Below are 18,435 nucleotides of genomic sequence, written 5' to 3'. Positions count from 1 at the left end.
GGCGCCGTCGCCGCGACCCGCAGGAGCAGCTCCACCCGCGCGAGCGCGACCGGGCTCGCCGGGCGCCCCTCGGAGGCGAGCACCTCGGCCGCCCGCCCGCGCAGCGCGCGCGCCGCCGTCCGGAGCTCCTGCTCGGCCTCGCGCAGCGCAGCCGCCCCCTGCCCGGCGAGCGCGCGGCGCTGCCCGGCGCGGAGCCGATCGCCCGCCTCGAGCAGCGCCTCGATCTCGTGCCCCCGCTCTCGGGCGACGCGGTTCAGGACCCAGGCCAGCCCGACCGGACGGCGGACCTTGCGGAGGGCGGCCGCCCCCGCGGCGTCCCCGCGCTCGGCGAGGGCGCGCGCGAGCGCGTCCCGCTCGGCGGTGAACCGCGACGGCGACGTCGCGAGGAGCCTGCCCACCTCCTCGCCGCCGGGGAGACCGCCCTCGCCTGCGCGGCGGCGGGCCATGGGCTAGCGGCCGCGCAGGACGGCGACCGAGCCGGGCACGCCGGGCATGAGGGTCACCGACTCGACGAGCGAGATCTGGTGGAAGATTCCCTCCCGTCCGTCGTAGGCCGCGGCGAGCTCCTGGCCGACGATGATGCGCGGACCGGACGCTGTCCGCATCACGACCACCGCGCCGTCCTCGAGCACGGGCGCCTTCACGATGCCCCCCGCGAACGCGGGCTGGAGCTGCTGGTACGGCGTGAGGGCGGTGCCCGGGTAGGGGCGCAGGAGCTGGTAGAAGCGGCCCGGCGAGACCGCCACCGCGTAGGGTCCGTGCCGGCCCGCCGCGTCGAGCCGGGCGAGGGCACCGAGCAGGTCGTCCGCGGTCCGGGAGGGATCGCTCCAGTCGCCCGCCGGCAGCTCGACCGCGCCCTCGTGGCCGAGGAGCCCGCGCACGCCTGCGCGCGGCAGCCCCTCGAAGACGATCCGATCCTCGGCGCGCGCGATCTGCCGCGCCGCCTCGGACGCCTCGGAGAGGACGAGCGGCTCGCCGCAGGCGACGTCCGCCTCGATCGCGCGCGCGCCCAGCGCGAAGGTGCGGTGGATGACCGGGAGCGGGCGCACCTTCGGCACGTGGACGTGGGCGCCCTCCGGCTCCTCACCGAGGGGCAGGTCCTCCGCGACGCCGGCGCGCGCGCCGAACCCGATCGGCCCCACCACCTCGAGGAGCCGCCGGCCGGCCCGCACCTCGTCCGCGGCACCCCGCGCCACGGCGTCGATGCGATCCCAGACCTCCTGCTCGAACGGGGCGCTCTCTCGATCCTGCCAGCTGGTCATCGCTTCCCCTTCTCGCGCGGCGCCTCGCCGCCCGCCTCGGCGGAGGTCTTCGCCGCGTCCTCCTCGGTCACGATCGGTCCGGCGTGGCCGGTGTGCTCCTTCAGCATCCGGGCGAACGCGAGGTCGTGGCGGCGGATCCACTCGAGGATCATCGAGGCGTGCTCCTTCTCCTCGTCGCGGTTGTGCGCGAGGATCTCGCGGAGCTCCGGGTCCTCGATCGCGTCGACCCGCTGCTGGTACCAGTCGATCGCCTCGAGCTCCTCCTGGAGCGAGACGAGCGCCCGGTGAAGGTCCTTCGTGCGAGCGGACAGGAGCTCCTCCCGCTCGTGCCATCCCTGCGATGCGCCGGCCATCCTGCACGAGTGCGCAGCCGGGGCGGCGGCGCCAAGCCCCGGGCCGTTCGGCACCGCGTCCGGGGGGCCATACGGACAGTGGACGATAGACGCCCCGCGCCGCCGCGAGAGGATCCGACCCGCGGCGGGAAGCGAGTTCCTTGGCGAGCGGTTCCATGGCATGAGTCCTCCCGTGGAGAGCCCTGCCGACTTCCTCGCCCGATGGCAGTACACCGGCCTGTTCGCGGTGATCTTCGTGGAGGAGGCCGGGGTCCCGCTGCCGCTGCCGGGAGATCTGTTCATCGCCGCGATGGGGTTCCTCGCGCACGGCGGGCGCGCCGCGTTCGCGCCCACCGCCGCGGTCGTCACGACGGCGACCGTCCTTGGCGCGGCCCTCCTCTACCTCGTGTCGCGCCACGCGGGCCGCCCGCTCCTGGTCCGCCTCGCGCGGCGCCTCGGCTACACCGAGGAGCGCGAGGCGCGGCTCGAGGCGTGGCTCACCCGGCGCGGAGCCCCGGCGGTCGTGCTCGGCCGCCTCGTTCCCGGGCTCCGCATCGTGATGACGGTGGTCGCCGGAGCGCTGCGGCTCAGGCAATCGACGTTCGCGCTCGGCACGCTCGTCGCGGGGCTCGTGTGGGCGACGCTCTACTTCTGGATCGGCTGGGCGCTCGGCGCGGGCTACGAGCGCGTCGGCGGCGGTGGCGCGCTGGCCAGCGCCTGGCCCGCCGCCGTGGCGATCGCGATCGCGGCCTCCCTCGCCCTCACCTGGCGCGTCCGCGCCCGGCGCGCCCCGCGCGCGGAGCCTTGAGGGAGCACGCCGCGCGCGCTCGCGCCGGGCGGCCTCGCGCTCCGCGCCGGCGCGGCCGTCCCCGTCGGTGCGTGGCCTCGCCGCAGGTGTGCGGGCTCCCTACGTTTCCGGCGTGGAAGCCACGATCATCCGTCGGATCCTGCTCGTCGAGGACGACTCGGGCATGCGTGAAGCCATCCGGGCGCTGCTCGAGCGAGCGGGCTTCTCGGTGGCCGTGGCGCGAGACGGCGCCGAGGCCTGGGAGATGCTCTCCCGCGGACCCAGGCCCGTCGCGATCCTGGCCGACCTCTACACGCCCCGCATGACCGGGCACGACCTCGTCGCCCGCATTCGCCGCACCCCGCGCTTCGCGCGCGTGCCGATCATCGCCATGAGCGGCGAGCGCGCCACGAAGACGCGACCCGCGGCGGAGGCGTTCCTCGAGAAGCCCTTCTCGCGCGAGCAGCTCGAGTGGGCGCTGCAGCGCGTCGGCGCGGCAGAGACTGCCTAAACGACAGTGCGTGATTCGCGCTCACCTTCGGTGACGCGAATCACGCTGTCGTTTAGGGATGTTCGAACGGGGGCTGCGCCCCCGCCCCGCCGAGCGAAGCTCGTCGGGGCCCCACCCCTGCTCGCGGGCCCCGGCGCCCCCCGGCCGGCGGTGGCGCCGCTTCCGCGGCGCCGCCCCGGCGGGCTCGCTTCGCTCGCCCGTTCGCGAGCTCTCACCGGCATCTCACCCGGCGGCCGAGCGCTCACCGCGCCGCCCGCAGATCGACGCCGGTCTCGTCCGACCCTGCGCCCCGGCCGGCGTCCGCGCCGGGGCGCTCCGCGCTCCGCTCGCGCCAGCGCAAGACGGCGGGGAGCGCGACGAGCGCGGCCGCGAGGCAGGCGAGCTCCCCCAGCACCGCGAGCAGGCCGAACGAGAACAGCGCCTGGTTGCGCGCGACGAGGAGCGAGGCGTACCCGATGATCGTGGTGAGCGAGCAGAGCGCCACCGCCCCGCCGGTCGTCCGCAGGATGTCGGAGATCGAGCGCGCGTTGTCGACGCGCCGCCGCTGGAAGATGTTCGTGGCGTAGTCGACGCCGATGCCGAAGGTGATCGGGAGCGCGATGAAGTTCAGCATGTTGAGGCGCAGGTGGAGCACGCCGGCGAGCCCGCCGAACCACAGCACGCCCACGGCGAGCGAGGCGAGCACCCAGCCGGCGTCGGCGAGGGAGCGCACCGAACGCTTGCCGAGGCCGAACGCCACGAGCACGAGCAGCACGACGCCCGCGAGCGAGAGAACCGTCGCGCGCGGGCCGTCCGCCTGGATGGCGTAGAGCACGTCCGCGAAGACGAGCAGCGAGCTCGCCACCGGCGCGTCGGCGGGCAGGCCGAGGCCGCGCAGCTCCTGGGTGAAGCGGAGCACGTCGCGCCCGTTCCAGACGTCGATCTTTCCGGACGGGTAGACGAGCACGGGCGTACCCACGCGCCCGTCCAGCTCGGTGAGCTGGCGCCGCAGCACGTCGGGCAGGTCCATCACGCCGAAGGGCCGGAGGTCCGCGGGCGGGAGCACCGCCTCGACCGCCATCCGCCTGTCCGGCGGGAGGAACGACAGGTTCTCGCGCGTCGCGAGCGCGCGGATCTCGCGCACGACCGGGAGCTTCTCCTCCTGGTCAGGGGGAACGAAGGCCTCGATCGAGATCACCGAGCCGATGGTGGTCGCCGGGGTCGCGCGGCGGTGGTCCTCGATGCGGCGCGCGAGCTCGCGCGCCTGGGCCTCGTCCTTCGCGAGGAGGGCGGTGGGGGTGAGGTGCTCGCCGAACAGGTCGTCGACGCGCGCGTCCCACCAGCCCGGGCCGCCCCGCTCCATCGCCGAGGCGTCGCGCAGGTTGCGGAAGTCGTACTCGAGCGCGTCCTTCGCGAAGTGCGCGATGGCGAGGACCGAGACCGCCGAGAGCACGACCGCCACGAGCGCGGTGACGCGCGGCGCGCGCTCGACGAGGTGCGAGAGCGCGAGCGTGAAGATCGGGCGCGACGGCCGCTGGCCCTCGCGGGTGATGGGCGAGCGCCGCTCCCAGGCGAGGACGAGCGGCGGCGTCATGACGTAGGAGAACAGCCAGGAGAGCGCCATCCCCACGCCGCCGATGAGCCCGAACTGGTTGAAGCCGCGGAAGTCCGTGGAGAGCAGCGAGGCGTAGGAGACGCCGGCCGCGAGCGCGGCCGTGAGCGTCGCGAGCCAGGTCGCCCCGACCGCGGTCTGCATGGCCGGGATCGGCCCGGCCCCGTGCCGCCGCTCCTCGAGGTAGCGCGCGAAGAGGATGAGGCCCACGTTGATGCCGTTCCCGACCACGATGGAGCCGAGGAACGCGGTGTTCGAGTTGAGGTGCCCCACCGCTAGCTCGGCGACGCCGAACGTCGCGAGCACGCCGGCGAGGAGCGGGATCCCGACCGCCGGCACGGCCTTCCAGGTGCGGTTGTAGATCGCCACCGCCGCCGCGACGGCGAGGATGACGAGCAGCGTCGCCCACACGAGGTCCTCGGCGAGCGCGTCGTGCTCCATCACGGTCGAGGTCACGTACCCGCCGTAGTTCACCTCGAGCGCGGGCGCGTACTTCTTCGGATCGAGCTCCTTCACCGTCTTGCGGACGAGCTCGTTCAGCGCCGCGACCTTGCCGTAGTCTCCGGGGGTCGAGCCGAGCCGGACGATCATGGCGAGGATCGTCATCTTCTCGCCGGGCCTGCCGGGGACCGGCACTTGACCCATCGTGTACCCTTCGCGGAAGCGGCCGAGCAGCTCCTTGCGGTCGCCGCCGAGCTTCGCGATGAGCCCCTCCACGTCCGGCGCCGCGCCCTCCGCCTTGCCCTCCCGGCTCGCCTGCTCCCAGGCGACGCGCCCCGCGAGCACGTCGCGCAGCTGCTCGAGCTCCGCCTTCGGCGGGAAGAGCAGCAGGCGCGGCCGGTAGAAGTCGGCGATCTCGTCCACCCGGTACTCCACCCAGCGGACGAGCTCCTTCGGCGCGGCGTCGAGCTTCTCGGCGAGATCGTCGGCGAAGAGCTGGAGCGTCACCGCGTCGGCGCCCGAGAGGATCACCGTCTGCTCGGCGAACCCGCCCACGCGCGCGGTGACGTTCTCCAGATCGACCGCGCTCTTGCTCGTGGCGGGGAGCAGCTCCGACAGGTCCGGGCGCAGGTCGCTGTAGAGCCGCACCGCGCCGACGCCCCCCGCCAGCGCCAGCACGGCGCAGACGGTGAGGAGGAGGGTGCGGTGGCGGTCTGCGAAGCAGACCCAGCGCTCGAACGGTCGCATGGTCGGGTACGTATCCTTCTCCCGGGCGTTCGGTGGGCACACGCGCCAGGGGCAGGTGTTCTACCGCATTTCACCCCGGTTTGATTCCAGCAGACCCCCGCTGTTCCCGGGGTCGCCCGGTCACCCGGAGAGGATGCGCGCGGCCTCTTTCGCGTCGAGCCGCGCCAGCCGGGCGCCCCCCTCCTCGCCGAGCACGAGGTACGAGAGCGCGGCCGGGGTGAGCCCGCCGGCGTTCGCGTAGGCGTCGCCGGGCCGGAGGTGGGGGACGTGCACGTGGCCGAACACGCCGAGCGCGCACTCCTCGCTCGCGACGAGCGCGAGGCAGCGGCGCCGGAACACCGCGAGCATCCGCTCCTCGGCCACTGCCCGCGCGAGCGCCTCCACGGCGCGCGCGGCGCCGCGGACGAGCGTCAGCCGCCCGAAGCGGCGGGAGATGTCGTCGCCGAGCCGCCCGATGGGCGAGCGGCTGACCGGGTCCGCGGCGTGGCCGTGCGCAACGAGCACGCGCCCGATCGCCGGCACGTCGAGCACGAGCTGCTCGGGACCGGCGTCGGGGTCGTGGTTCCCCGCCGTGCGCTCGAGCCTCCCCTCGGCCGACAGCGCGGCGATCGCGCGGACCACCTCGGGGTGCGCCGCCTCGGCCCTCCCCTCGCCGGAGAAGAGGACGTCGAAGACGTCGCCGTTGAGGACGACCCGGACGCCCGCCTCCCGCGCCCGGGCGAGGAACGCGCGCGCGAGCCCTCGCGACGCGACCGGGGTCTGCGGCGCGAGGTGCCAGTCGCTCGCGATCCAGATCGTCACCGCCCGCTCGCTCCTCGCCGCGCGAGGAGCGCGTCGTAGAGCGCCTGCGTTCGCTCGCGCGCGAGCGCGTGGAGGGGCTCGACGAGCGCACGCTCCCGGCCGCGCCCCGGCGCGTGAGGCACCGGGATCGGCTCGCCGAGCGCGGCCTGGAGCCGGGCGGGCAGCGGCAGCGGCGACCAGAACGAGAGCCGCTTCACGCGGAAGCCGGGGTACGCCTCCGCGCCGCCTACCACCGCGAGCGGCACGATCGGCACGCCGGCCTCGAGGGCGAGTCGGACGAAGCCGTGGCGGCCGTCCCAGCGGAGCCGGTAGAAGTCGCGCGCCGGTCGCGCCTCGCGCATCCCGCCGGGCGTCACGAGCAGCTGCTCGCCGCGGCGCAGCACGGCGAGGCAGCTCTCCTCGCTCGGGTCGATGAGGCCGAAGTGGCGCTTCAGCACGGGCAGGCCCGGCAGCGCCTTCTCGATGCGCGACTCGGCCGCCACGATGCGGAGCGGCGTGCGCGGGCCGCCGCGCTCGTGCCAGCGCTTCCAGGCGATGTGGTAGCCGGCCAGCACGAGGTCGAGCACGAGGTAGCCCGCGCCGTGCAGGGCCACGTAGATGCACGGCCCCTCCGGCGGCGGCGGCCCCTCGAGCGTCATCCGGTGGTACCTGGAGAGCGCCCGCGCCCAGGGGAGGTAGGCGCCCCGGTAGTACCAGCGCTCGGCGTCGATGGGGGGCGGCGGCGCGGCGGGATACGTCACGTGAGGCTCCAGGGGCTGCGGCGCGCGGCCGACGCGCGGCCGACGAGCGCCTCGGTCGCCGCGGCGACCGCGTCGGCGAAGGCGCCGACCAGGGTGGCCTCGGCGCTCGCGGGCGGGGCGAGCGGCGCGCCGAACCAGTAGTCGAGCGGCACCGGCAGCGGCAGGGGCGGGAGCCACGCGCTATGCCCGCGGCCGAGGGGGAGGCGCAGCGGGTGCTGCTGGTCCGCGCCCGCCATGGCGACCGGCACGACCGGCACGCCCGCCCGCGCCGCGATGCGCGCGTAGCCGCGCCGCCCCTTCCAGTCGAGGGCGTCGGCCGGCCCGTACAGCTCGCGCGCCCCGCCGGGGAAGACGAGCACCGACTCGCCGCCCGCGAGCGCCGCGAGCGCGGCCTCCTCCGTCGCCTCGATGGTGCCGACGTGCCGGCGCACCCAGCCGAGCGCCGGCAGCCGATGCAGCGAGGTGCCGCGCTTCTCCATCGGCCGGAACGGCACGCGCCCCGTGTCCCAGAACGACACGAGGCCGAGCAGCATCGTCTCGAGGTAGAGCCAGGTGCGGGGGTGCTTCGCGACGTAGATCACCGGCCGGTCCGCGGGGACCGCCTCGAGGCCGTGCACGCGCGGGCGGTAGTAGAGGCGGAGCGCGCGCGCGAGCGGCACGAGCACCGCCGTCTGCCGCCAGGTCCGGGGAAAGCCAGATGTTCTGACGGGGGCTGCGCCCCCGCCCCGCCGAGCAGAGCTCGTCGGGGGCCCACCCCGGCTCGCCGGGTCCCGTGCGCCCCGGGGGGGCGGCGGGCCCGGGTGGCGGGCCCGCCCCGGCGGGCTCGCTTCGCTCGTTGACTGTTTCCGACTCATGCTCGGTCGTTACACCGGCCGCACCGCCGCGCGCGGCCGGGCCTCCTCGAGGGCGGTGCTCGCCGCGCCCGGGAGCGCGGCCCGCGCGACCGCCTGCGCGTAGACGTGCAGCACCCGGGCGGCGACGCGGCTCCAGCAGAGCGCGTCCGCGCGCGCCCGGCCGCGCAGGGCGAGCTTCGCGCGCAGGTCGCGATCCACCGCGGCGCGCCAGAGCGCCACCGCGAGCGCGCCGGGATCCCCGGGCGGCGTGAGCAGCGCGGCGCCGCGCGCCGCCTCCGCGTAGCCGGGCAGGTCGCTCGCGACCACCGGGCAGCCCGCGGCCATCGCCTCGACGAGCACCATCCCGAAGCTCTCGCCCCCGAGCGACGGCGCGCAGAACACGTCCGCCCGCGCGTACGCCTCGGCGAGCGCGGCGTCCTCGAGGCGCCCGCGGAACCTCACGCCGAGGTGCGCGGCGCGCGCGCGGAACCGCTCCGTCGCGCCGGCGCCGACGACGTCCACCTCGACGCCGCGCCCCTGCGCGCGGAGCAGCGCCACCGCGTCGAGGAGGACGGAGAAGCCCTTCCGCGGCTCGGCGAAGCGCCCCACGAACAGCACGCGGACCGCCCCGCCCGCGGGCCCGTCCGCCGGACGCGGGGGCCGGGCCGCCGAGGCGGCGGCGAAGCGCGAGAGGTCCACGCCGTTCGGGATCACCGCGGTGCGGCCGCGGTAGATGGTGCGCGAGAACGCCTTGGCCGCCCGGGACACGGCGATCCCCGCGTCGATGCGCGAGAGGCCCGCCGAGGCGACGGCGCGGAGCGCACGCTGCAGCGGCAGCTCACGCTCGGCGTTGGCGTGGAACGTCGCCACCACGGGGACGCGCGCCAGGCGGAGGGCGTGCCGTCCGGGCCCGGGGACGATGGGCTCGTGCACGTGGAGGAGCTCGAAGCGGCCGGCCTCCAGGTACGTGCGGGTCGCGCTCGCCGACTGGAGCAGGCCGATCCGGGCCACCGAGCCGTTCGCCGGCACCGGGACCACGCCCGGCACGCCGTCGCAGCCGTCCGGCACCGCCCCGCTCGCGGGACCGAGGACGCGCACCTCGTGCCCCTCGCCGCCGATGGCGCGGGCGAGCGCCTGCGCGTGCCGGTTCACGCCGCCTTCGTGCGAGAGGTCGTACGGCGTGACGATGCAGATGCGCACGCGGGGACACCCGGAGCTTTTGCGCGCAGCGGCCGCCGCGCCGAGGTGGCCCCGCCGCCCGCGAAGGCGGGCGGGGCCCACTCTAGCAGGAGGGGCGGCCGCGCGCGGCTACCCGACCTTGCTCTGCGACGCCGCCGCGACGGCCTGCGCGTAGCGGCGGAGCTGGGCGTGCAGGTTCGTCTGCTGCTGGAAGAGGTCGTGCACCTGCGAGTGACCGGGGGCCACGACGGGGCTCTTGAAGAAGAACGAGAGCCACTCCTGCGCGCCCTTCTCGCCCGCGCGCTGGCCGAGGTCGGCGAGGAGCGCGAGGTCGAGGACGATGGGCGCCGCGAGGATCGAGTCGCGGCACTGGAAGTTCACCTTGATCTGCATGGGATAGCCGAGCCACCCCACGATGTCGATCGCGTCCCAGCCTTCCTTGTTGTCGCCGCGCGGCGGGTAGTAGTGGATCGTGACCTTGTGATCCATGTCCCCGTAGAGCTCGGGGTGGCGGCGCGGGTCGAGGATCTGGTCGAGCACGCCGAGCTTCGAGACCTCCTTCGTCTTGAAGCTCGCGGCGTCGTCGAGCACCTCGCCGTCGCGGTTGCCGAGGATGTTCGTGGAGAACCACCCGTCGAGGCCGAGGAGCCGCGCCCGGAGCATCGGCGCGATCGTCGTCTTCATCAGGGTCTGGCCGGTCTTGAAGTCCTTGCCGCCCGTGACGACGCCCTCGCGCTCGGCGAGCTCCTGGAGCGCGGGGGTGTCCTGCGAGAGGTTCGGCGCGCCGTTCATGAACGGGATGCCGCACTTGAGCGCGGCGTACGCGTAGATCATCGACGGCGCGATGGTCGGATCGCTCTTGTCGAGCGCCGCCTCGAACGCCTTCAAGGACAGGTGGGCGGCGCCGACCTGCGCGTAGACCTCGGTGGAGCCGGTCCACACCATCACGCCGCGCGCGCAGCCGTTCTTCTGCATGAAGCCGCGGATGTCGGCCTGGAGCTCCTCCGCCTTCTGGCGCAGCGAGCCCTTCTTCACGTTCGGCCCGTCGAGCCGGCGGACCCACTCCTTGTCGAACACCGCCGGCATGGGCTTCACCGCCTCGAGCTCGGCGCGGATCGGGTCGAGGTGCTCGTGGCCGAGCACCTTCGCGCGGCTCGCCGCGGCGTACGCGTCGTCGGGGATCGGATCCCAGCCGCCGAACACGAGGTCGTCGAGGCTCGCGAGCGGGAGCACGTCGGAGACGCGCGGACCGACCTCGCCCCGCTCGTCGATCAGGTGGCCGAGCTGCGTCAGCGAGCCGATCGGGGAAGCGAGCTTCCGCCGCACGGCGATCGCGCCGGCGACAGCGGTCGTCGCCACGGCACCCATGCCGGGCAGAAGGACGGCGAGCTTCTCGCCTTTCCGCACGGGCCTAACCCCCAAACCGGTCTTCATGTGTGGTTCCTCGTAGGCTGACCGCCTGCTCCTGCACCAGGAAGGGGCACGGCCGACGGTTGAGCGCGGTTTCTATCGCATGGTGCGCCGCGGCGGAAGGGGCCGAGTGGTCGTGCACCCGCTCCCCGGCATGTCGGGGTCGCGCCTGCTCGGCCGCGTTCGGGGGAGCCGGTGCGAGTGGGATGGGTTCGGCGTGCGAGGAGCGCGCGCGAACGCGCACCGCGAACGCGCACCGCGGCGTGGAACCGGCGCCGCTACCCGCCCGCCGCCGGCGCGCGCGGCACGATCCGTACCGAGGGTGCCTTCACACGCGCGACGACCGCGCGGCCGGGGACGAGGGCGAGCGCGTCGGCGGAGCGGCGCGTGACGAGCGCGACGAGGCGCGCTCCGCAGTCCACCGCGACGCGCACGAGGGGGCCCTCCTCGAGCCGCGCGACGACCACCCCGGGCAGCCGGTTCTGCGCGGACGAGCCGTGCGGGGCGGCGTCCTCGAGCACCACGTCCTCCGCGCGCACGCAGGCGTAGGCCTCGCCCTCGAACCCGCCGGGATCGACGCCGACGAGCACCAGCGCGCCGGCGAGCACGGTTGCGAGACCGCCCTCACGCGCGGCGATGCGCCCCGGGAGCACGTTCTCCGTGCCGACGATGCGCGCGACCTCCACGTCGGCGGGCGCGCTGAACACCTCGTGCACCGGCCCGACCTGGCGCACGCCGCCCTGCGCCAGCACCACCATGCGGTCGCCGAGCGCGAGCGCCTCGGTGCGATCGTGCGTGACCACGATGGCGGGTACGCCGGAGGACTCGAGGAGCGCGCGCAGCTCGCCGCGCAGCCGCTCGCGGGTGGGCGCGTCCAGGGCGGAGAGCGGCTCGTCGAGGAGCAGGAGCCGCGGCCGCGGCGCGAGGGCGCGCGCGAGCGCGGCGCGCTGGCGCTGCCCGCCGGAGAGCGCGGCGGGCCGGCGGTCGAGCAGCTCCGCGATCCCCATCCGCTGCGCGACCTCCCGCACCCGCGCGGCGCGCTCGGCGCGCGGCGTCGCCGAGAGCCCGAAGGCGACGTTCCCCGCCACGGTGAGGTGCGGGAACAGCGCGTGGTCCTGGAAGAGGAGCCCGACGCCGCGGCGCTGCGGCGGCACGAACGCGCCGGTCGCCGCGTCCGCCCAGGTCTCGCCCGCCATGCGGATCTCGCCCGCGTCCGGCCGATCGAGGCCGGCGAGGAGGCGGAGGACGGTCGTCTTGCCCGAGCCGGAGGGGCCGAAGAGCACGGTGACGAGCCCGCCTTGGAGCGGGAGCTCCACCCGGGCGCGGACGACCGGGCCGGCCGCGAAGCGGCGCTCGACGTCGAGGCTCAGCGTGCGTCCCATCGCGGGAACCTCCGCTGCTGGAGCGCGTGGACGGCGACGAGGACCAGGAACGAGGCGGCGAGGAGGAAGGCCGCGGTGCGGTTCGCGGCGGCGTAGTCGAGCGCCTCGACCTGCTCGAAGAGCGCGATGGAGAGCGTGCGCGTCTCGCCCGGCACGTTCCCGCCCACCATCAGCACGACGCCGAACTCGCCGAGGGTGTGCGCGAAGGCGAGCACGGCGCCGGCGAGCACGCCGTGCCAGGCGAGCGGGAGCGTCACGCGGAAGAAGGTGGCGAGCGGAGAGGCTCCCAGCGTGTGCGCGGCCTCGACGAGGCGCCGGTCGACGCCCGAGAGCGCGGCGGCGAACGGCTGCACGGCGAAGGGCAGGCTGTAGAGGACCGAGGCGACGAGCAGCCCCGCGAACGAGAACGGGAAGGGGTGGCCGAGGAGCGCCTCGAAGCCGCGCCCGGCGGCGGTCCGCGGCGCGAGCCCGACGAGCAGGTAGAAGCCGAGCACCGTCGGCGGCAGCACGATCGGCAGCGCCACCACCGCCTCGACCGCGAAGCGCAGGCGCGAGCGCGTGGTCGCGAGCCAGTGCGCGAGCGGGAGCCCGAGCAGGACCAGCGCGAGCGTGGTGAGCGTCGCGAGCCAGAGCGAGAGCCTGAGGGCCTGGAGATCCATGCCTCAGGGGAGCGCGTAGCCGTGGCGGGCGAGGATGCGCCGGCCCTCGGCGCCCCGCACGAAGGCGAGGAGGTCGCGGGCGAGCGCGGGGGCGTGCGCGGCTCCGAGCACGACGGCGGACTGCTGGATGGGCGCGGAGAGCGCGTCCGGTACCGGGACGCTCCGGCCGGCGGCGGCGAGCTCCGGAGCGCTCGCGAGCGAGCGCGGCAGGAGCGCCGCGTCCGCGGCGCCCGTCAGGGCGAACTGGGCGGCCTGCGCGACGCTCGTCCCCAGCACGAGCTTCGGCCTCACGGCGTCGAGCACGCCCGCGGCCCGGAGCGCCGCCTCCGCCGCCCGCCCGTAGGGCGCGAGGGCCGGGTTCGCGAGCGCCACCTTGCGGACGGCGGGATCCGCGAGCGCGGCGAGGCCGCGCCGCTCGAGGTCGAGGCGCGAGCGTGCGGGGACCCACACCGCGAGCCGGCCGATGGCGTAGACGACCTCCCCCTGCGCGAGCCCCGCCTCGACGAGCTTCTGCGGGTACTCGCGGTCTGCGGAGAAGAACAGGTCGAGCGGGGCGCCGCTCCGGATCTGGGCGAAGAACGCGCCCGAGGCGCCGTAGGTCACCCTCACCGTCGCCTCCGGCCGGCTCGCCTGGAACGCCTGCACGAGCTCGTCGAGCGCCGGCTTCAGGTTCGCGGCGGCCGCGACGGCGAGCGGCTGGCGCTCTGCGACGGCCCGGGCGGGACCAGCCAGCACCGCCAGGAGGAGCATCAGGTAACGCATTCGGAGAACATGGTAGCATGTTGTTCCTCGTGGCGAACTCGCTCCTCACCACCGAAGAGGTCGCGCAGCTCCTCCGCGTCCACCCGAAGCAGGTCTACAGGCTCCTCAAGCGGGGCCTGCCAGCCCGCCGGGTGGGGGCGGAGTGGCGGTTCGAGCGGGACGACGTCCTCGGCTGGGCGGCTCGCACGGGCGCGCAGGCGACAGGCTCCGACGGTTCTGGCCCGAGGGGCGGCGCGGCCCCGCTCGCGCCGCCGCTCGTCGCCGCGAACGGCGACGTCGCGGTCGAGCTCCTCCTGCGCCTCGCGCGCGACCGCGGCGAGCCGGTGCTCGGGCTCGTCCCCGCCGACATGGGCGAGGGGCTCGCGCTCCTGCGCCGGCGGGCCGTGCTCGCGGCCGGGGCCCACGCCGGTGCGTTCCCGCCGGAGCTCGACGGCGAGCGGCTCGCGCGCGTGCACCTCGTCTCTCGCGAGGTCGGGCTCGTCGCGCGCGCAGGCCGCGAGGTGCCTCCCCTCTCCGCGCTCGCCGGGCTCCGGCTCGTCTCGCGCCCACCCACCGCCGGCGTCCGCGCCCACCTCGACGCGGCGCTCGCGGAGGCCGGGTTGGACCCCTCCGCCGCGCACGCCGGCGCGATCCTCCTCGCCTCGCACGCCGAGGTCGCCGCGGCGGTCGCCGCGGGCCGGGCCGACGTCGGCCTCGCCTCGGCTGCGTGGGCCGCGCGGCTCGGGCTCGCGTTCCGCCCGCTCGCCCGCGAGCCGTACGGCCTGCTCGTGCGCGCGAGCGACCTCGGCGATCCGCGCGTGGTGCGGCTGTGCGAGGTGGCCCAGTCGGCGGCGTTCGCGCTCGCGGCGCGAGAGGTCCCGGGCTACGACGCCGCGGGGGCGGGCGACATCCGCTACGACGCGGCGTGATGGCGGCGCTGCCAGCGCGGGCGGATCCCTCCCGCTGCGCTCGCGCCCCCGGCCCATCGGGCGCGCGCTCGCCCGTCCGGCGGGGAACCTCGCACGGGCGACCCGGAAGGCCCCTGCGCGCCGCCGCCGCGGCGCTCATCGACCACCGCATCGGAGGACGCCATGGCGACCCCTGCGCGAGCCCTCGAGCGCCACCGCATCCCGGCGGCCTCGGACACTCGGAGCACGCTCCGCGCGCTCGAGGTGCTGCTCGCGCCGCTCGGCCCCCGCGACTTCGCCGTCCGCCTCTGGACCGGCGAGACACTCCCCCCCGCCGCGGGGCTCGAGGCGCGCTTCGTCCTCGTGCTCACGCACCCCGCCTCGCTCCTGCGGATGTTCTGGCCGCCGGGCGAGCTCACGCTGGCCGAGTCGTTCGTCCGCGGCGACTGGGACGTCGAGGGCGACCTCGTCCACGCGATCTCGCTGCGGGACCGGCTGCGCGTCGGCCCGCGCGAGCTCCTCGCCCTCGCGCCGCTCGCGACCGCGCTCTTCCGCCGCGCCTCGGCCGCGCCGCTCGCGCGCGCGGCGCACCTCCGCGGCGGGAAGCACACGCCGCATCGCGACGCCGAGGCGGTGCGCCACCACTACGAGGCCGGCAACGACTTCTACGCGCTGTGGCTGGACGCGCGGATGGTTTACTCGTGCGCCTACTTCGAGGAGCCCACCCGCTCGCTCGACGAGGCGCAGGAGGCGAAGCTCGAGCTCGTCTGCAGGAAGCTCCGCCTCGCGCCCGGGGATCGCCTCCTCGACATCGGCTGCGGCTGGGGTGGGCTCGTCACCTGGGCGGCCGAGCGCCACGGCGTCTCGGCGCTGGGGATCACGCTCAGCCCGGCCCAGGCGGCGCTCGCGCGCGAGCGGATCGCCGCGCGCGGTCTCGGCGACCGCTGCCGCGTGGAGGTGGCCGACTACCGCGCGCTCTCCGGCGAGCGCTTCGACAAGCTGGTGAGCGTCGGGATGGTCGAGCACGTCGGCGTCGCGCGCCTCGAGACGTACTTCCGCCAGGCGTTCGGGCTCCTCCGCCCGGGCGGCCTGTTCCTGAACCACGGCATCTCGCCCGCGGTGCCGCGCGATCACGGGCTGCGCTCGAGGCTCCTCCGCGTGGGCGGGTTCGTGCAGAAGTACGTCTTCCCCGACGGTGAGCTGCCGTTCCTGCACGAGACCGCGGCCGCGGCGGTCGCGGCGGGGCTCGAGCTCCGCGACGTGGAGTCGCTGCGCGAGCACTACGCGCTCACGCTGCGCCACTGGATCTCGCGCCTGGAGCGCCGCAGCGAGGAGGCCCAGCGCCTCGTGGGCCCCGCGGCGTACCGGATCTGGCGTCTGTACATGGCGGGCGCCGCGGACGACTTCGACCGCGCGCAGAACACGGTGTTCCAGGCGCTCTACGTGAAGCCGTCCCGCGGGGCGAGCGGGCTGCCGCTCACGCGCACCCTCGCCGCGGCGCCTCCGCAGGCGGGCGCGGGCCGCTGATCCGCCGGGCCGCGGGCCTCGCGGAGAACGGAGCCGCCGGAGCGCCCTCCGTGCGGGCAGGCGCCGCGTGATGCCGCGCGCGGTCCGCGTCGCTACCTGTGCAGGAGGCCATGGCGGAACGCGTCTTCCACCTCCTCGTCGTGTCGGCGGTCGTGATGGGCCTCGCCCAGACGATCGCGAAGGAGAAGGTGTTCGAGCCCCTCCGCAACGCGCTCGGCGGCAAGGAGACGTGGCTCGGCTACCTCGTCTCGTGCCCCTACTGCGTGTCCCACTGGATCGCCTTCGTGCTCGTTCCGCTCACCGGCGCGGTCTACGTCCGCGTGACGCCGCGCTGGGGTCTCGCCTCCACGATCCTCGACGTGTTCCTCTCGTCCGTCCTCGTGGTGGTGATCGCCGCGTTCATGCGCGTCGCCTTCTGGTTCGTGGATGAGAGCCAGGGGCTCGTGCGTCGCCAGCAGCGGACGGAGGAGGCGGCGACGCGGCTCGTGCGCGAGCGGGCGGAGGCCTTGCGCGAGGGAGGCGACGATTCGCCGCGCCGCCAGGCGGAGGATGCGGCGGACGAGCGAGCGGCCGCTTCGCGACGTCACTGAGCACTGGGAGCGCACGCCCGGTGGTGCGCTGCGCCGGCCCACGGCAGCGTGGCTGCAGCCGCAAGTGTAGGCGGTTGCCCGATGCCTGAGGGGTGTCGATCATTCTCGTGCGAGGGGAACCGGGGGGGACCAGTGAGGCAGGTGGGCGCGAGAACGTGCCCGTCGCCCTCACGGGCTGGAGGGCGGTGAGGCCGGAAGGCCCACCGCCCTTCACTTTTCTTCACGTCGAGGACGTGCGTTCGCAACCGCGCCGGGGGATGCTCCGCCACCATGAGCTCGCCGTTCCCCCGCTTCACTGAGAGCACGCGGCCGCGAGCGGCCGGGACGAGCCTCCCCGCTGGCCCGGCTGCGCGGGCGCGGTCCCGCCGTCACGCCGAGGGTCGCTCCGTCTCCCTGTTCTTTTGACAGCCGGGCGGGGCTGCGTGAAATACGCCCCGCACCGGCTACGTAAGGGCCCGTACGCACCCCTCGCCATGACCACGACCGAGCTCCTCCAGGACGGATCCGTCGTCGCTCGCGCGCTCACCTCCCCGGCGGCCGGCATCGCCGAGGTGGCCGAGCGGCGCCGCTCGCTCACCGCCCTGGGCGTCGCCACCCTGGCCTCGCTCGTCCTCGCCGCGGTGCTGCTCCCCCGCCTCGACTACGCCGCCGCCGCCGAGCGGGGCGCGCGCGGCCCCGAGGCGCAGGAGATGACGCAGTTCCAGCGCGAGGAGGCGGTCGCGACCGCGCGCAAGCTCGGGCACATCGCGGGCTGGGCCGGCGCGGCGCTCTCGCCGGCGCTCCTCGCCCTCGGCGCCGCGGCGGGCCTGTTCGCGGGCTTCCGCGTCGCGGGGACCCGCCCCGGCTTCAAGGAGACGTTCGCGGTCGCCTCGCACGGGATGCTGCCCGTGTGGCTCGGCGGCCTCTTCGCGATCCCCGCCGCGGTGGCCCGGGCGCCCCTCGCTCCGGAGGAGGTGCCGCGGCTCTTGCCCTCGAGCCTGGCGGCCCTCGCGTCGGGGGCAGCGCCGCCGCTCGCGGCCGCGCTCTCCGCCGTCGACCTCTTCGCGCTCTGGGCGGTCGTGCTCGTCGCGACCGGCATGGCGCGCGCCGCCGGCGCCTCGCGCGCCCGCGCCTTCACCGTCACCATCGTCCTCTACGCCGCCTACGTCGCCCTGCTGAAGGTCGTCCCTGCCGCCGCCTTCGGCGGCCCGAGAGGAGGCTGAGCCGCCTTGGCCCGTCCCATCGCCGCAGCGCTCGCGCTCGCGCTCGCCGCCCCCGCGGCCGCCGAGAGCGCCCTCACGCTCGACGACGCGCTCGCGCTCGCGGCGCGCGCGAACCCCGAGCTCGCCATCTCCCGCGCCGACGCGGACCTCGCCCGCGCCGAGCGGACCGCGAGCGTCGCCGGCGCGCTGCCGCGCCTCGACCTCTCCTCGTCGGTCGGCCACAGCTTCATCGGCCGCTCCTCAGAGGCGGGCGCCATCTACGACCCCAGCACCGGCCAGGTGGTCCAGACCGGTCTCGCCTCCGACACCGAGGCCTACTCGCTCGGGCTCCAGCTCACCCAGCCCGTGTTCGACTGGGCGACCCTGAACGACGTGCGGCGCTCCGGCTTCAGCCGGAGCGCCGCCGAGCGGCAGTACGACGAGGCCGCGCTCGCCACCGCCTTCGACGTCACGCGCCGCTTCTACGAGGTGGTCCGCGCGGAGCGGAGCCTCGCCGTGCTCGAGAACACCGCCGCCCGCTCGAAGGACCTCGTCGATCGCTCCGACGCGCTCTACGCCGCGGGCCGCGCGCCGAAGAGCGACACCTACAGCGCGCGCGTGAACCTCGGGAACGACCTCATCAACGTGGAGCGCCAGCGCGCCCTCGTCGCGCAGGCGCGCTCCGCGCTCGCGCAGGTGCTCGGCGAGGAGGCGCTCCTGGCGCGCGTCGTGCCGCCCGCGACGCTCGATCCTGCGGCCGGCGCCCCCGGCGCGCCGCCGCCCGCCGAGGCGGTGCTCGCCGCGGCCCGCGAG

The 18,435-nt window shown here is 75.8% G+C and carries 18 protein-coding genes and 1 pseudogene; 7 read left to right on the top strand and 12 right to left on the bottom strand.

Annotated elements, in window-relative coordinates:
- From MNZ29_RS19760 to MNZ29_RS19750, 3 genes and pseudogenes are all read right to left on the bottom strand, one after another.
- Positions 1-446: pseudogene (locus tag MNZ29_RS19760) on the bottom strand (hypothetical protein); the annotation flags it as partial.
- A gap of 3 nt (positions 447-449) precedes the next feature.
- Positions 450-1,262 (bottom strand): family 1 encapsulin nanocompartment shell protein, encoded by an 813-nt coding sequence (locus tag MNZ29_RS19755; protein WP_242341341.1) that lies wholly within the window; start codon positions 1,260-1,262, stop codon positions 450-452.
- On the bottom strand, positions 1,259-1,615 hold the full coding sequence (locus MNZ29_RS19750) for a ferritin (RefSeq protein ID WP_242341340.1): 357 nt from the start codon (positions 1,613-1,615) through the stop codon (positions 1,259-1,261). Before MNZ29_RS19750 ends, MNZ29_RS19755 begins: the two co-directional genes overlap by 4 nt.
- Before the next feature lie 160 nt (positions 1,616-1,775).
- Between MNZ29_RS19750 and MNZ29_RS19745 the strand changes: the two genes are divergently transcribed.
- Both MNZ29_RS19745 and MNZ29_RS19740 read left to right on the top strand, forming a co-directional pair.
- Entirely contained in the window at positions 1,776-2,402 is a 627-nt protein-coding gene (locus MNZ29_RS19745; RefSeq protein WP_242356426.1) for a DedA family protein, read from the top strand.
- A gap of 112 nt (positions 2,403-2,514) precedes the next feature.
- Positions 2,515-2,892 (top strand): response regulator, encoded by a 378-nt coding sequence (locus MNZ29_RS19740; protein WP_242341338.1) that lies wholly within the window; start codon positions 2,515-2,517, stop codon positions 2,890-2,892.
- Positions 2,893-3,133: 241 nt separating this feature from the next.
- Here MNZ29_RS19740 and MNZ29_RS19735 read toward each other — a convergent pair whose 3' ends face one another.
- From MNZ29_RS19735 to modA, 9 genes are all read right to left on the bottom strand, one after another.
- Positions 3,134-5,671: an MMPL family transporter gene (locus tag MNZ29_RS19735; protein ID WP_242341337.1), complete on the bottom strand. Its 2,538-nt coding sequence runs from the start codon at positions 5,669-5,671 to the stop codon at positions 3,134-3,136.
- A gap of 120 nt (positions 5,672-5,791) precedes the next feature.
- A complete protein-coding gene (locus MNZ29_RS19730) occupies positions 5,792-6,472 on the bottom strand; it encodes a metallophosphoesterase (RefSeq protein ID WP_242341336.1) in 681 nt (226 codons plus the stop codon).
- Complete coding sequence (locus MNZ29_RS19725; RefSeq protein ID WP_242341335.1) at positions 6,469-7,212, bottom strand: lysophospholipid acyltransferase family protein; 744 nt, start codon at positions 7,210-7,212, stop codon at positions 6,469-6,471. The genes MNZ29_RS19730 and MNZ29_RS19725 overlap by 4 nt, the downstream gene beginning before the upstream one ends.
- Entirely contained in the window at positions 7,209-7,877 is a 669-nt protein-coding gene (locus MNZ29_RS19720) for a 1-acyl-sn-glycerol-3-phosphate acyltransferase (protein ID WP_242341334.1), read from the bottom strand. The genes MNZ29_RS19725 and MNZ29_RS19720 overlap by 4 nt, the downstream gene beginning before the upstream one ends.
- Before the next feature lie 198 nt (positions 7,878-8,075).
- Positions 8,076-9,245, bottom strand: a complete 1,170-nt coding sequence (locus MNZ29_RS25070) for a glycosyltransferase family 4 protein (protein ID WP_242356424.1) — start codon at positions 9,243-9,245, stop codon at positions 8,076-8,078.
- 108 nt (positions 9,246-9,353) lie between these two features.
- On the bottom strand, positions 9,354-10,658 hold the full coding sequence (locus MNZ29_RS19710) for an inositol-3-phosphate synthase (RefSeq protein WP_242340042.1): 1,305 nt from the start codon (positions 10,656-10,658) through the stop codon (positions 9,354-9,356).
- A 254-nt stretch (positions 10,659-10,912) separates the two neighbouring features.
- Positions 10,913-12,016 (bottom strand): ABC transporter ATP-binding protein, encoded by a 1,104-nt coding sequence (locus MNZ29_RS19705; RefSeq protein ID WP_242340043.1) that lies wholly within the window; start codon positions 12,014-12,016, stop codon positions 10,913-10,915.
- On the bottom strand, positions 12,001-12,675 hold the full coding sequence (gene modB, locus MNZ29_RS19700; RefSeq protein ID WP_242340044.1) for a molybdate ABC transporter permease subunit: 675 nt from the start codon (positions 12,673-12,675) through the stop codon (positions 12,001-12,003). The genes MNZ29_RS19705 and modB overlap by 16 nt, the downstream gene beginning before the upstream one ends.
- A 3-nt stretch (positions 12,676-12,678) precedes the next feature.
- Complete coding sequence (modA, locus tag MNZ29_RS19695) at positions 12,679-13,437, bottom strand: molybdate ABC transporter substrate-binding protein (protein WP_242340045.1); 759 nt, start codon at positions 13,435-13,437, stop codon at positions 12,679-12,681.
- Positions 13,438-13,454: 17 nt separating this feature from the next.
- Here modA and MNZ29_RS19690 point away from each other — a divergent pair, with 17 nt between their 5' ends.
- The 5 genes from MNZ29_RS19690 to MNZ29_RS19670 form a co-directional block, all read left to right on the top strand.
- Positions 13,455-14,345 carry a helix-turn-helix transcriptional regulator gene (locus tag MNZ29_RS19690; RefSeq protein ID WP_242340046.1) on the top strand — a complete coding sequence of 297 codons (891 nt, stop codon included), beginning with the start codon at positions 13,455-13,457 and terminating at the stop codon, positions 14,343-14,345.
- Positions 14,346-14,507: 162 nt separating this feature from the next.
- On the top strand, positions 14,508-15,851 hold the full coding sequence (locus MNZ29_RS19685) for a cyclopropane-fatty-acyl-phospholipid synthase family protein (RefSeq protein ID WP_242356422.1): 1,344 nt from the start codon (positions 14,508-14,510) through the stop codon (positions 15,849-15,851).
- Between the two features lie 110 nt (positions 15,852-15,961).
- A complete protein-coding gene (locus tag MNZ29_RS19680; protein WP_242340048.1) occupies positions 15,962-16,441 on the top strand; it encodes a DUF1360 domain-containing protein in 480 nt (159 codons plus the stop codon).
- Positions 16,442-16,914: 473 nt separating this feature from the next.
- Positions 16,915-17,643, top strand: coding sequence for a YIP1 family protein (locus tag MNZ29_RS19675; RefSeq protein WP_242340049.1), 729 nt, complete (start codon positions 16,915-16,917; stop codon positions 17,641-17,643).
- A gap of 6 nt (positions 17,644-17,649) precedes the next feature.
- Positions 17,650-18,435: TolC family protein (locus MNZ29_RS19670; RefSeq protein ID WP_242356420.1), on the top strand; the 786-nt coding region annotated here is incomplete at its 3' end.

It is taken from the genome of Anaeromyxobacter sp. SG64, assembly GCF_022690745.1.
Classification (GTDB): domain Bacteria; phylum Myxococcota; class Myxococcia; order Myxococcales; family Anaeromyxobacteraceae; genus Anaeromyxobacter; species Anaeromyxobacter soli.
This window is presented reverse-complemented; position numbering and strand designations above follow the sequence as displayed.

Coding starts and splice junctions, on each gene's coding strand:
- MNZ29_RS19755 (WP_242341341.1), bottom strand. CDS start 1,262: ATGACCAGCTGGCAGGATCGAGAGAGCGCCCCGTTCGAGCAGGAGGTC.
- MNZ29_RS19750 (WP_242341340.1), bottom strand. CDS start 1,615: ATGGCCGGCGCATCGCAGGGATGGCACGAGCGGGAGGAGCTCCTGTCC.
- MNZ29_RS19745 (WP_242356426.1), top strand. CDS start 1,776: ATGAGTCCTCCCGTGGAGAGCCCTGCCGACTTCCTCGCCCGATGGCAG.
- MNZ29_RS19735 (WP_242341337.1), bottom strand. CDS start 5,671: ATGCGACCGTTCGAGCGCTGGGTCTGCTTCGCAGACCGCCACCGCACC.
- MNZ29_RS19710 (WP_242340042.1), bottom strand. CDS start 10,658: ATGAAGACCGGTTTGGGGGTTAGGCCCGTGCGGAAAGGCGAGAAGCTC.
- MNZ29_RS19705 (WP_242340043.1), bottom strand. CDS start 12,016: ATGGGACGCACGCTGAGCCTCGACGTCGAGCGCCGCTTCGCGGCCGGC.
- modB (WP_242340044.1), bottom strand. CDS start 12,675: ATGGATCTCCAGGCCCTCAGGCTCTCGCTCTGGCTCGCGACGCTCACC.
- modA (WP_242340045.1), bottom strand. CDS start 13,437: ATGCGTTACCTGATGCTCCTCCTGGCGGTGCTGGCTGGTCCCGCCCGG.
- MNZ29_RS19690 (WP_242340046.1), top strand. CDS start 13,455: ATGTTGTTCCTCGTGGCGAACTCGCTCCTCACCACCGAAGAGGTCGCG.
- MNZ29_RS19685 (WP_242356422.1), top strand. CDS start 14,508: ATGGCGACCCCTGCGCGAGCCCTCGAGCGCCACCGCATCCCGGCGGCC.
- MNZ29_RS19680 (WP_242340048.1), top strand. CDS start 15,962: ATGGCGGAACGCGTCTTCCACCTCCTCGTCGTGTCGGCGGTCGTGATG.
- MNZ29_RS19675 (WP_242340049.1), top strand. CDS start 16,915: ATGACCACGACCGAGCTCCTCCAGGACGGATCCGTCGTCGCTCGCGCG.